Below are 12,085 nucleotides of genomic sequence, written 5' to 3'. Positions count from 1 at the left end.
AGCATGCGGGTTCTCGTGGCCGAAGACGAACGCGATCTGGCCGACCTCGTCGCGATGGGTTTGCGCCGCCACGCCATGGCGGTCGACGTGGTGTACGACGGGGCCGCCGCGGCCGAGCGGCTCGCGGTCAGCGACTACGACGTCCTCGTGCTCGATCGTGACCTGCCCGAGCTGCACGGCGACCTCGTGTGCCGTGAGCTGGTGGCGCGCGGCAGCCGTACGCGGATTCTGATGATGACGGCGGCGGCGTCGGTGCCGGAGCGGGTCGCCGGGCTCGGCATGGGAGCCGACGACTACCTGCCCAAGCCCTTCGACTTCACCGAGCTGGTCGCGAGGGTGCGGGCGCTGGCACGGCGCAGCCGGGACCAGGTGCCCCCCGTGCTGACCCGGCACGGGATCGTGCTCGACACGCACCGGCTCCAGGCGTCGAGGGACGGGCGGCACCTGCACCTGTCGCTCAAGGAGTTCGCCGTCCTGGAGGTGCTGCTGCGGGCGGACGGCGCGGTGGTGAGCGCCGAGCGGCTTTTGGAGGAGGCGTGGGACGAGAACGCCGACCCGTTCACGACCGTGGTGCGGGTGGTGGTCAGCCGCCTGCGCGCGAAGCTGGGCGATCCGCCGTGCATCCAGACCGTCCCCGGCGCCGGATACCTGCTGTGACGACGGTGCGGGTACGGCTCACGCTGATCTACTCGGGGCTCTTCCTGCTCACCTCCGTCGTCCTGCTGGTCATCGTCAACACACTGCTGCGGCTGTCGCTGCACTCGCGGATCGCGCGCTTCCCGGGGCCGTCGGCGGGAGAGGCTCCGCCGGCCCCGGCCGCTCCGGGGCCGGGGGCGGCGGGCGCCCAGTCGCCGCTGTCGGAGCTGGCGCAGGACGTCATCCACTATCAGTGGGACATGAGTGGGCTGGCGATCGCCGTCCTCACCCTGGTGTCGGTGGCCGTGGGATGGGTGATCGCGGGGCGGGTCCTGCGGCCCCTCCATCGAATCACCGCCACCGCGCAGCGGCTGTCCCTGTCGACCCTGCACGAGCGGATCGCCCTGTCCGGCCCGCGGGACGAGCTGAAGGAACTGGCCGACACGTTCGACGCGATGCTCGACCGGCTGCAGCGCTCGGTCGAGGGGCAGCGGCGGTTCATCGCGAACGCGTCCCACGAACTGCGGACCCCGCTGGCCGTGCAGCGGACGGCGATCGAGATCGGCCTGCCCGAGGACGTGGGCGAGATCCGCGGCAAACTCCTGCTCCACAACCACCGCATCGAGGCGCTCATCGACGCCCTGCTGGTCCTCTCCCAGGCCGAGCACGGGCTGCGGAAGCGGGACCCCGTGGCCTTCCACGAGGTCGTCCGGCTCGTCCTGGCCGAGACGGACACCGGCGGGGTGACGGTGACGGCGCGGACCGAACCGTTCGTCGTCCACGGTGACCCGGTCCTGCTGAACCGGCTCGTCACCAACCTCGTCGACAACGCCGTCCGCTACAACCACCTCGGCGGCGCCGTCGAGGTGACGCTCGCCGGGGGCGTGCTGACGGTCCGCAACACCGGCCCCGAGGTGCCGGCAGAATGCCTGGACGACCTCTTCGCGCCCTTCCGGCGACTGCACACGACCCGCCGGCAGGGATCGGGGCTCGGGCTGTCGATCGTCGCGTCGATCGCGACGGCGCACGGAGCCGGTGTACGGGCACGTCCCAACCCCGGGGGCGGTCTCGAGGCCGCCGTGACGTTCCCGGCGGCTCCATAGGCCGGCATGAACTTCCCTTGAACAAGTGCGGCGGCGGGATTGAGACGGCCTGACAGGTGCAGTAGTGGGGTCATGGAGATGCCGCAAGCGTCACAGACCGCGCGGGAGCACCCGGACGGCGTCGAGTTGCTGCGCCGTACGCCGGGGCTGAAGGTGCTGGACGACGATGACGACGATCCCGTCCTGGTCCGCGCCGACGGCCACCCGGTGGACACCTGGCGCGAGCACTACCCGTACGACCACCGCATTCCCCGGCAGGAGTACGACAGACAGAAGCGGTTGCTGCAGATCGAGCTGCTGAAGCTGCAGTACTGGCTCAAGGACACCGGCGGGCGCCTGGTCATCCTGTTCGAGGGGCGGGACGCGGCCGGCAAGGGCGGCACCATCAAGCGCTTCATGGAGCACCTCAACCCGCGCGGCGCGACGGTGGTGGCGCTGGAGAAGCCCAGCGAGCGCGAGCGCGGCCAGTGGTACTTCCAGCGGTACGCCGCCCACCTGCCGGCGGCGGGGGAGATCGTGCTGTTCGACCGGTCCTGGTACAACCGGGCCGGGGTCGAGCGGGTCATGGGCTTTTGCAGTCCCGAGGAGTACATGGAGTTCATGTACCAGGCGCCGCTGTTCGAGCGGATGCTCGTGCGCGACGGCATCCGCCTGGTCAAGCTGTGGTTCTCGGTGTCGCGGGCCGAGCAGCGCACCCGGTTCATCATCCGTCAGGTGGACCCCGTCCGGCAGTGGAAGCTGTCGCCGATGGACATCGCCTCGCTGGACCTGTGGGACGAGTACACCCGGGCCAAGGAGGACATGTTCCTCAACACCGACACCGAGGACGCCCCCTGGACGATCATCAAGAGCAACGACAAGAAGCGCGGCAGACTGGAGGCGATGCGCTACGTCCTGTCCCTGTACGACTACGACGACAAGGACGACTCGGTGGTGGGCGAGCCCGACCCCCTGATCGTCCGGTCCGCCGCCGACATCGTCGACGAGGACAACGCCGAGCCGCTGTCGCCGTTCTAGCGACCTCGGCCGGTCTGCCGCCCCGGCAGGACCAGTTTCGACTCGTAGGCGACGATGACGAGCCGGACGCGATCACGGGCGGCGAGTTTCGTCATGATCCTGCTGACGTGCGTCTTGACGGTGGCGGGACTGCAGTAGAGGGAACCGGCGATCTCGTTGTTGGACAGCCCCCGGGCGACCAGCACGAGCACCTCGCGCTCCCGTTCTGTGAGGTGCTCCATCCCGGGGAAGTGGACGGGGTCGCCGCTGTGGTCGACGTACTCCTCGATCAGCCGCCGGGTCACGGTGGGGGACAGCAGGCCGTCGCCCGCCGCCACCACGCGCACCGCCTCCAGCAGCCCGGTCGGCTCTATGTCCTTGACCAGGAACCCGACGGCGCCCGCGCGCAGCCCTTTGAAGATGTACTCGTCGTTCTCGAACGTGGTGAGGATGACGACACGGACGTGGTGGAGGCGCGGATTCCCGGCGATCCTCCGGGTGGCCTCGATGCCGTCGACTCCCGGCATGCGGACGTCCATGAGAACGACGTGCGGCCGGAGCGAGGCGGCCATCTCGACCGCCTGCTCGCCCCGGCTCGCCTCGCCCACCACCTCGATGTCGTCTTCGGAGTCGAGCAGCACACGCAGTCCCATGCGCACGAGCGGCTGGTCGTCGGCCAGCAGGACGCGGATCATCTCTCGGGCCTCCGCAACGGCAGGCGCGCCTCCACGACGAAGCCGCGCCCGTCCGCGGGCGCGGCTGTGATCGTGCCGGACATCGCTTCCACCCTCTCCGTCATCCCCGCTATTCCGTTTCCGGCGCGGACGTCGTCTCCCGAGACGCCCCGCCCGTCATCCCGGACGCGCACCAGCACGTCGGCCTCGTTCACATGGACGACGACGCTCGCGTGCGCCGCGCCGGAATGCCTGATCACGTTGGTCAGCGACTCCTGGACGATACGGTAGGCGGCCAGGCCGACGTCCGCGGGCACCCGGCTCGCCCGGCCACGGACGTCGAGGTCGACGGTGATGCCACCGGCCGCCGCCCGGCCCGCCAGCCGCTCGATGCCCTCCAGGCCGGACGGGGGGAAGATCTCGGCGGCCTCGTCGACGCGGCGGAGCACGTCGAGGATCGAGCGCAGCTCGACCAGCACGTCCTTCGTCACTCGCCTGATCGTCGTCACCGCGAGATGGGCCTTGTCGGGGTCCCTGCGCAGAAGATGCTCGGCCACGCCGGCCTGGATGCTGATCACCGAGATGTTGTGCGCCAGCACGTCGTGCAGCTCGCGGGCGATGCGCAGGCGTTCCTGGTCGGCCCGCCGCTGTGCCTCCATCTCGCGGGTGAGCTCGGCTCGTGCCGCCTGTTCCGCGACCACTCGCAGGTGTTCGGCCCTGCTGCGCGACACCTCGCCCACAACGACGATCACCAGAATCCAGATGACCAACCAGATGTTCCCCTCGGAGACGTTCCGCTGTCCGGCGAGGCGGTCGGCCAGCAGCACGACGACGAGGTAGACGGCCGCGCCCGAGAATCCGGCGATCCTGTGTCCGGCGGCGATCGCGGTGTAGACGGCCAGGGCCGGCGCGATGGTGAAGGCGCCGGTTCCGAATCCGAGCCCGAAATAGAGAAGCGACACCAGCATGGTGAGGACCATCACCTGCGGCGGAAATCGGCGTCGCGCCACAAGGAACACCGCGGCCACGACCAGCAACAGGTAGCCGAGCCAGTCAGGCGGGCTCTGCTCCGCCCGGCCTCCGGCCATGACGCTGGTGAGGACGGTGGAGACGGCGACGGCCAATGACAAGGCGCAGTCGGCGACGAACGCTCTGGGCATCCGGCGCAAGCTCTCACGACTCACTCGTTTCACCGTATGAGCTCCTGCCGGTCCGCGTAATCATCCCGCGGGATCAGTCGCCGTACCACTGCCGGACATCGCAGGCAATCGATTCCCACCCGAAGTCGTACGCGCCGGGCGACCGCGGTGCGACGACGCGATGCCGGGCACGCGGAAGGCTCGTCACCGGGATTCTCACCGCCGAGATCCGTGCCGACGCCGGAGGAGGAGTAATGGATGTGGCGACGATCGCCCGCCTCCAGTTCGCGACCACCGCTTCGATCCACTTCCTTTTCGTCGCGCTGTCGCTCGGCCTCGTCGTCTTCCTGATCGCCATGGAGACCGCGTACGTCGTCACGGGCAACACGGCGTTCGAGCGTATGACGAAGTTCTGGGGCCGGCTGTACGTGATCAACTACGGCGTGGGCGTCATCGGCGGCATCGTGGTCGAACTGCAATTCGCACTGAACTGGACCACCTTGACGAAGGGTTTCGGCGACGCGTTCGGCGGCGCCCTGGCATTGGAAACCCTGACCGCTTTCTTCGTCGAGTCGACGCTTCTCGGCGCCTGGATTTTCGGCTGGGGCCTGCTCGGCAGGAAAACCCACCTGGTCCTCATCTGGCTCGTCGGGATCTCCGCCTACCTGTCGGCGCTGTGGATTCTCGCCGCCAACGCGTTTCTCCAGCACCCGGTCGGGGCGCCGGACGCGGGTGGCCGCTACCTCGCCGGGTTCGGGGCGCTGCTGCGCAACCCCACCCTGGGTGGCGCTTGTCTGCACGTGGTGTTCGCCTCATTGATCGCCGGCTCGATGTTCGTGGCCGGCGTGAGTGCCTGGCACCTCCTCAAGCGCACCGGCGAGGCGGCGTTCTTCCGGCGTTCGCTGCGGATGGCCGTCGCGGTCCTGCCCGTCGGGACGCTCGCCACCGTCCATTGGGGAATGCTGCAACTCGTCGTCATCGAGGACACCCAGCCGATGAAGCTCGCGGTGCTGGAAACGACCGGCACCGGCGTCCACGCGCCGCCGGAATGGGTCGGGGTCGCCTACCAGGTCATGCTGCGGACCGGATTCGGGCTGGTGCTCCTGTCCGTGGCTCTGGCGGCGTTGCTGTTCCGCGACTGGATCATCCGGCTGCGCGTGCCGCTCCGCGTCCTGGTCGCGGCGATCCCCGTTCCGTTCGGGCTGGTCGTGGCCGGCTGGCTGGTGCGCGAGGTGGGCCGCCAGCCCTGGACCGTCTACGGCCTGCTCACCACCGAGCAGGCGGTGACGTCCATGCCCGGGAACGTCGTTCTCGCGACCTTCCTGGTGACGGCCGGGGTGATGCTGGCGCTCGCGGTCGGCGGCTACTGGCTGATCGCCCGCTTCGCCCGCCGGGGGCCGGAGGACGGCGCCTTCGGCACGCCCCTCGGCCAGGCCGAACCGGCCGGGCCGGTCGGCGCGGCCATGTTCTGACCTCCTCGATCAGTCGGGAGCACAGGTGGAGTTCTTCTGGTATGGCCTGCTCGGTGCGCTGTTCTGCGTCTACCTGATGCTGGACGGCACGGCCATCGGCGCCGGCATGCTGCTGCCCTTCGGCGGGCCCGGCGAGCGGGCGCGGCGCGCCACCGTCACCGCGTTCGGCCCGTTCTTCCTCGGAAACGAGGTCTGGCTGGTGATCACGGTGGCGACCTTCCTGGCCGTGCTGCCCCGCCTGGAAGGGCCGGTGTTCCGCGGCCACTATCACCTCGTCGCGGCCGTGCTGGTGTTCTGGACGGTCAGGGACGCCGCCGTATGGTTCCGGAGCCGGCTGGAGAGGCCGGGGTGGCGGCGGGGATGGGACCGCGTGCTCACCGGAGCGAGCGGAGCCTTCGCGGCGGCGCTCGGACTCTTGGTGGGCGACATGCTGTCCATGACACCGGGGCCGGAGCCGGTCCCGACGTCTTTCGGATGGTATTCGCTGCTGTGGGCGCTGACCGTGACCGTCGTTCTTCTCGTTCACGGTGCCACGTTCCTCGTCGTACGCCTGCCCGGGGACCTGGTCGCGGGCCCGCTGCGGATGGTCCGCCTCCTGGCCCCGCCGGCCGCCGCGTCGTACGCCGTCCTGCTGGGAGCCGGTCTTCTCGCGCGAGTGCCCTCGCTTGGAACGCCGGCGGTCGCCGCCGAGGCGACGGCCATGGTCGCCGTGGCCCTTTCGGCGAGGATCGTGGCGGCCCGGCCCCGTCTCGCACTGGCCTTCACCGCGCTCGCGGCGGCCGCCCCGGCGGTGGTCGTCTGCCTGCACCTGGCGCCGGTCGCCGGTAGTTCACTCGCCGCCGGGTCCGCTCTGGACGGGCTGGCCGGTTTCCTCGTGGTCGTGATTCCGCTCGTGCTGGTGGTTCAGGTGTGGATCTGGCGGGTCTTCCTCCGGCGGATCGACTCGCGTACCCCGGTCTTCTTCTAGCTCGTGTCTTCCGGCCGTCACGCCCGTTCGGCGGTGCGGTACAGGTCGCGTACGGCCGGGCCGAAGTAGGGGCCGTACATCGTGCGGTGGTCGTTGCTGTACTTGAAGCTGCTGACGGACGTCAGCGTGCCCCGGCCGGAGGCCGGGTCGAAGCCGCTGAGCCAGGGCCCGCCGCTGGCCCCCGCCGTGAGGTCGCAGCGCAGCCCCTGGTCGCGGGTCTGCCCCTGCGGGTCTCCGTGGGGGACGCCCGCGCAGTACAGCAGCCGCTCGCCGTCGTACGGAGGATCCGCGGGGAACCCGAAGCCGTAGGTCCGCCGCCCCCGGGGCGGGTCGAAGGCGATGGGCTGCCCGTCGACCAGGTCGGTCAGGTGCCGCCCGTCCAGGTCGTCCACGGCGACCATGCCCACGTCGTAGTCGTCGTTGCCGGAACGCGACCAGGGCCCGGCGACGAACATCCGCCGCGCGGGGAAGGCGCCGTACGGCTGCCGCCCCTGGTCGTACCCCGGGACGAAGGTCCAGTTCTCCGCCCAGTCTCCGGCGCCGTCCTTGACGCAGTGCCCCGCGGTGACGACCACGTCCCTGTTCGCGCTGCGCACGGCGCTGGCGGAGCAGGAGAAGTCGACGCCGTTCAGCGTGAGGAAGACCCTCCCGGTGGTCCTCGTCACCGAGCCGCCCGACGCCCAGCGCGTGCCGCTCGTGGTGGCGGGGGGCATCGCCGCCGCCTGTCGTATCCTGGCCGGTCCGGCGGGCCGTGCAGGGAGGCCGGGTGCGAGGATCCCTCCGGCGGCCTGGGGCAGAGCGGCCCGGGCGATCGAAGGCAGCGTCGATGGGGCAAGCAGCCCGATGGGGACCGCCCGCGCCATCCGCTGCGGCGTCCAGTAGAGCCCGGAGGCGTGCCCGGCGACGTGTTCCACGACGTCTCCCACCGGGGGAACCTCCCGGCCGGGGGCTCCCAGGAGTCCGGTGACGAGGGCGGCGACGGCAAGCAAGGGGAGGCTCGGGGTCATGGCTCCCGAGTGTGGACCACGGAAAGTGCTTTCGTGGTCACTTTCGGTGAATCACGTGAGGGACGTCTTCTGCGCCGCGTTGTAGACCGCCTCGGCCTCCGCACCGAAGTAGGGCCCGAACATCCAGGAGGGCGCGAAGCCGTACTTGAAGCTGTTCACCGAGGTGAGCACGCCGGTGCCGGTGCTCGGGTCGAAGTCGGCGAACCACGGCCCGCCGCTGGCGCCGCCGGTCATGCCGCAGCTCAGCCCCTGGTCCTGCGAGCCGAGGAAGTCGTCGAACGTCCGCCCGCCGCAGTAGACCAGCCTCGACCCGTCGTACTGCCCGCCCGCCGGGTAGCCGAAGGCGTACGTCTGGCGTCCGCGCGGCCGGTTGAACGCGACGCCCTGGCCGCCGACGGCGTCGGTGAGGCTCCTGCCGCCCTGTGGCGCGACGACGGCGGCGGCGACGTCGTAGTCCATGTTCTCGCCGGAGTTCCACTGCGAGGTGGTGAGCAGGGTGGCCGCCGGCCAGGTGCCGTCGGGTCGGTCGCCACGGTCGTAGCCCGGCACGAACACCCAGTTGGCGTGGAAGGCCCCGTTCAGCTTCACACAGTGACCCGCGGTGATCACCACGCTCTTGTTGGCGCTGGTGACCGCGGTGCCCGAGCAGGAGGCGTTCCGCCCGGCGTCCGGCCCGGCCGTGACCGTGAAGAACACCCTCCCCGTCGTCTTCGCGACGGTCCCGCCCGCCGTCCAGGACGAGCCGGAGGTCCGCGACGAGACACGGGCGCCAGTTATGGCCGCGGCGAAGTGCCTGTCGCCGGTGCCGGGCACGTCCAGAGGCTCGGCCGCCTCCATCCTCGCGACGGTCCAGAACTTCCCGACCGTGCGCTGCTCCGTCGTCGTGTCGGCCGCTTCATGTACGGCGGGCCGGGGACCGGCGGCGGCCGACCGCGTGATGGTTCCCGGCACGGGAGCCGCGGCGCCGCGGGCGGCGGGAAGCATGGCCCCCGCGACCGTGAGGACCGGGACCGAGAGCAGCGCGAGACGTCGTGCGGTGGGGTGCATGCCTACCTCCGGGTCGGGGGGATGTCCTGACGCGGGAAAGTAGCGACGCTTTCCACCGGATTTCTCGCGATCCGCCTATACGGTTATGGCGGTATTCGGACATATATGTGCTGTTTTCTCCTACGCCCCGGCCGTTCCGCGTACGGCAGTGCCGATGCGGCTCGGGACCGCGGCTTGGGGACAATGGGGGGATGAGCTCCCAATCACTGCCGCAGCCCCGGTCTGTCGTCGTGCTGGGTTCCACCGGCTCCATCGGCACCCAGGCTCTCGACGTCGTCGCCAACGCGTCCGGACGGTTTCGCGTCACCGCGCTCGCCGCCGGCGGCGGCCGGGCCGACCTGCTGGCGAGGCAGGCGGCCGAGTTCGGGGCCGAGACGGTGGCGGTCGCCGACCCGGCGGCCGTACCGGCACTGCGTGAGGCGCTGGCGGCGGCCGGCGCACGGCCGCGGGTGCTGGCGGGCCCCGAGGGGGTGGCGGAGGTCGCGGCGTCGCCCTGCGACGTCGTGCTCAACGGCATCACCGGGGCCCTGGGCCTGACCTCCACGCTGGCGGCGCTCGAGGCGGGCCGGGTGCTCGCGCTGGCCAACAAGGAGTCGCTGATCGTGGGCGGCCCGCTCGTCAAGCGCCTGGCCGGGCCGGGGCGGATGATCCCGGTGGACTCCGAGCACTCCGCGCTCGCCCAGTGCCTGTGGGCGGCCGGGCCCGGCGGGGCCGACCCCGCTGCCGTGCGACGGCTGGTGGTGACGGCGAGCGGCGGCCCGTTCCGGGGCAGGAAGCGGGCCGAGCTGACGGACGTGACGCCGGAGATGGCGCTGAACCACCCGACCTGGAGCATGGGCCCGGTCATCACGGTGAACTCGGCGACGCTCGTCAACAAGGGCCTGGAGGTGATCGAGGCCCACCTGCTGTTCGACATCGGGTTCGACCGGATCGAGGTGGTGGTCCACCCGCAGTCGATCATCCACTCGATGGTGGAGTTCACCGACGGTTCGACGGTCGCGCAGGCGAGCCCGCCCGACATGCGCCTGCCGATCTCGCTCGCGCTGGCCTATCCCGAGCGGGTGCCCGGCGCGGCCCGGCCGGTCGACTGGACCGCCGCCCACACGTGGACCTTCGAACCGCTCGACGACGAGGCGTTCCCCTCGGTCGCGCTGGCCCGTCACGTGGGCGCCCTGGGCGGCACGGCGCCGGCCGTCTACAACGCGGCGAACGAGGTGTGCGTGGAGGCGTTCCTGAAGGGCGCCCTGCCGTTCCTCGGCATCGTGGACACGGTGGAACGCGTGGTGGCCGCCCACACCCCCGGTCCCGCGGCGTCCGTGGAGGAGGTCCTCACAGCGGACGCCTGGGCGAGGGCGCGGGCGGCCGAGCTCACGGCCTGAGCCGGTCCTCGGCGCGACCCGGGTCAGGCGGGCCGCGCCGAGGGCGGGCGGGTCAGGCCGCCGAACAGGTCGGCGTCGGGGTGCCGCTGCTCGATCCGTTGGCCAGGAAGCCGAACGTGGTCGAGGCGCCGGCGCCCAGGCTGCCGTTGTAGTTCACGTTCCGCACGCTGACGTCGCTGCCGGACTGGCTGAGCGTGCCGTTCCAGACCTGCGTGATCGTGCCGCCGCTCGGCTGGGTCCACTTGACGGTCCAGCCGCTGATGGACGAGGAGCCGGCCTTCACCGTCACCTCACCCTGGAAGCCGCCGCCCCAGGAGTTGGTCACCTTGTAGGTGGCCGAGCAGGCGCCGTTGCCGGGGTCCGGGCTCGTCGAGGGGCTGACCCGCGGGCTCGGCGAGGTGTTGGGGGAGGTGCCGGGGGACGGGGAGACGGGCGGGTTGGGGGACGGGCTGACGGGCGGGTTGCCCGAGCCGCCGACGCCGGTCACCTCGCCGTGGCCGCCGTCGAAGACGACGTCGGAGCAGCTGTAGAACGTCTCGTTGCTGTCCGAGCGCTGCCACACGGTGTAGATGATGTGGCGGCCGCTCTTACCCGACGGCAGGTGGGCGTTCCAGTAGTAGTGGCCGTCCTCGGTGCCCACCGAGCCGACGCTCGGCGGGTTGGTGACGCTGTCGAACGGCGTCGACTCCAGGTCGCTCCACGCCAGCGGGCGGGTCGGGCTCCAGGAGTCCTTGGTGATGTACGACCGGAACGTGCCGGGGTGCGCGGCCCACTTGTTGTACTTGAACTCCATGGTCGCCCCGGCCGTCAGGTGGGTGACCGGCCAGTCGTCGCGGGCGAGGTCGAAGCCGCTGAAGTCGTAGACGACCGCGCCGCCGCTGCACAGCTGCCCGTCCGGGATGAAGCCGGACATCCGGCCCGCGCCGTCCGAGCGGAGCACGGCGAACCAGTTGTACAGCGCGTTGGTCCCGCCCTTGGCGACCGCGGCCGCGCAGGCGGGGTTCTTCGGCTGGATGGCCCCGCTCGAGGTCGTGCCGTCCTTCCAGCACAGGTAGGTGCGGCTGCCGGGCGCCATCGGGGCGCCGTGCGCGGACGCCGGGGAGGCGAGCACGACGGCGGAGACGAGGGCGGACAGTGCGGCGACGATCAGCCCGATCGTCGTCTTCGTTACTTTTCTTCGTGGTCTACCCACGGGCTACCCTTTCGCGTGGTCATGGCTGCCGCACTCGTGGTGCAGCACGGCACCGCCGACGGCGCGAGCACGTCGGCCCGGGGGGACAGCCGTTTGACTTACCGACCAGGTGGTGCGTAGAGCGCTCTCGCGATTCGGACTCTAAGTCGGCTTCCTCGCGGCTGCCCACCCGGGCGCGGCCGCGGAACCCGTCCTCGCAGGTTCTTCGGCGGCGGGTCATGAAACCTTCATTCGTTGTGAAAAGGTTTCGGGCCGTCCGGCGTCGCGGCACTCCTTAGACTGGGAGGGCCCTTCCATCGGGCGTCGCCTATTACGCAAGGTGCAGAAATGTCTGTTGATCTCGGGATTCCCGCCGTACGGACCCAGCCGATCGCCAAGCGGCGGGTGTCACGTCAGATCATGGTCGGCTCGGTTCCCGTCGGCGGGGACGCGCCGGTCTCGGTGCAGTCCATGACGACCACGCTGACCGCCGA

Annotated in this window: 11 protein-coding genes and 1 pseudogene; 7 read left to right on the top strand and 5 right to left on the bottom strand. The window is 70.8% G+C overall.

Features of this window, described 5'->3' with window-relative positions:
- The first annotated feature begins 3 nt into the window (after window positions 1–3).
- The 3 genes from AB0O28_RS38665 to ppk2 all read left to right on the top strand — a co-directional run bounded on the left by AB0O28_RS38665 (window position 4) and on the right by ppk2 (window position 2,756).
- Window positions 4–657, top strand: coding sequence for a response regulator transcription factor (locus AB0O28_RS38665; protein ID WP_363647792.1), 654 nt, complete (start codon window positions 4–6; stop codon window positions 655–657).
- A complete protein-coding gene (locus tag AB0O28_RS38660) occupies window positions 654–1,739 on the top strand; it encodes a HAMP domain-containing sensor histidine kinase (RefSeq protein WP_363647790.1) in 1,086 nt (361 codons plus the stop codon). The genes AB0O28_RS38665 and AB0O28_RS38660 overlap by 4 nt, the downstream gene beginning before the upstream one ends.
- Window positions 1,740–1,811: 72 nt before the next feature.
- On the top strand, window positions 1,812–2,756 hold the full coding sequence (gene ppk2, locus AB0O28_RS38655; protein ID WP_363647788.1) for a polyphosphate kinase 2: 945 nt from the start codon (window positions 1,812–1,814) through the stop codon (window positions 2,754–2,756).
- On the opposite strand, the gene AB0O28_RS38650 is transcribed toward ppk2, so the two are convergent.
- Window positions 2,753–3,430, bottom strand: a complete 678-nt coding sequence (locus AB0O28_RS38650; RefSeq protein ID WP_363647786.1) for a response regulator transcription factor — start codon at window positions 3,428–3,430, stop codon at window positions 2,753–2,755. The two genes, ppk2 and AB0O28_RS38650, sit on opposite strands and share 4 nt — an antisense overlap.
- Window positions 3,427–4,593, bottom strand: coding sequence for a sensor histidine kinase (locus tag AB0O28_RS38645; protein ID WP_363647784.1), 1,167 nt, complete (start codon window positions 4,591–4,593; stop codon window positions 3,427–3,429). Before AB0O28_RS38645 ends, AB0O28_RS38650 begins: the two co-directional genes overlap by 4 nt.
- Before the next feature lie 209 nt (window positions 4,594–4,802).
- Here AB0O28_RS38645 and AB0O28_RS38640 point away from each other — a divergent pair, with 209 nt between their 5' ends.
- Both AB0O28_RS38640 and AB0O28_RS38635 read left to right on the top strand, forming a co-directional pair.
- Window positions 4,803–6,020, top strand: coding sequence for a cytochrome ubiquinol oxidase subunit I (locus tag AB0O28_RS38640; RefSeq protein ID WP_363647782.1), 1,218 nt, complete (start codon window positions 4,803–4,805; stop codon window positions 6,018–6,020).
- A gap of 25 nt (window positions 6,021–6,045) precedes the next feature.
- On the top strand, window positions 6,046–6,987 hold the full coding sequence (locus AB0O28_RS38635; RefSeq protein ID WP_363647780.1) for a cytochrome d ubiquinol oxidase subunit II: 942 nt from the start codon (window positions 6,046–6,048) through the stop codon (window positions 6,985–6,987).
- Between the two features lie 17 nt (window positions 6,988–7,004).
- Here AB0O28_RS38635 and AB0O28_RS38630 read toward each other — a convergent pair whose 3' ends face one another.
- Together AB0O28_RS38630 and AB0O28_RS38625 are read right to left on the bottom strand one after the other, a co-directional pair.
- On the bottom strand, window positions 7,005–7,994 hold the full coding sequence (locus tag AB0O28_RS38630) for a hypothetical protein (protein ID WP_363647778.1): 990 nt from the start codon (window positions 7,992–7,994) through the stop codon (window positions 7,005–7,007).
- Window positions 7,995–8,045: 51 nt separating this feature from the next.
- Entirely contained in the window at window positions 8,046–9,041 is a 996-nt protein-coding gene (locus tag AB0O28_RS38625) for a peptidase (RefSeq protein ID WP_363647776.1), read from the bottom strand.
- Window positions 9,042–9,232: 191 nt separating this feature from the next.
- Here AB0O28_RS38625 and dxr point away from each other — a divergent pair, with 191 nt between their 5' ends.
- Entirely contained in the window at window positions 9,233–10,420 is a 1,188-nt protein-coding gene (gene dxr / locus AB0O28_RS38620; protein WP_363647774.1) for a 1-deoxy-D-xylulose-5-phosphate reductoisomerase, read from the top strand.
- A gap of 52 nt (window positions 10,421–10,472) precedes the next feature.
- On the opposite strand, the gene AB0O28_RS38615 is transcribed toward dxr, so the two are convergent.
- Window positions 10,473–11,612, bottom strand: coding sequence for a lytic polysaccharide monooxygenase (locus tag AB0O28_RS38615; protein ID WP_363647772.1), 1,140 nt, complete (start codon window positions 11,610–11,612; stop codon window positions 10,473–10,475).
- 327 nt (window positions 11,613–11,939) lie between these two features.
- On the opposite strand from AB0O28_RS38615, the pseudogene AB0O28_RS38610 reads away from it, so the two are divergent.
- Window positions 11,940–12,085, top strand: a pseudogene (locus tag AB0O28_RS38610) (4-hydroxy-3-methylbut-2-en-1-yl diphosphate synthase); the annotation flags it as partial.

Origin of the sequence: Microbispora sp. NPDC088329 (assembly GCF_040685655.1) — a bacterium.
Taxonomy (GTDB): domain Bacteria; phylum Actinomycetota; class Actinomycetes; order Streptosporangiales; family Streptosporangiaceae; genus Microbispora.
This window is presented reverse-complemented; position numbering and strand designations above follow the sequence as displayed.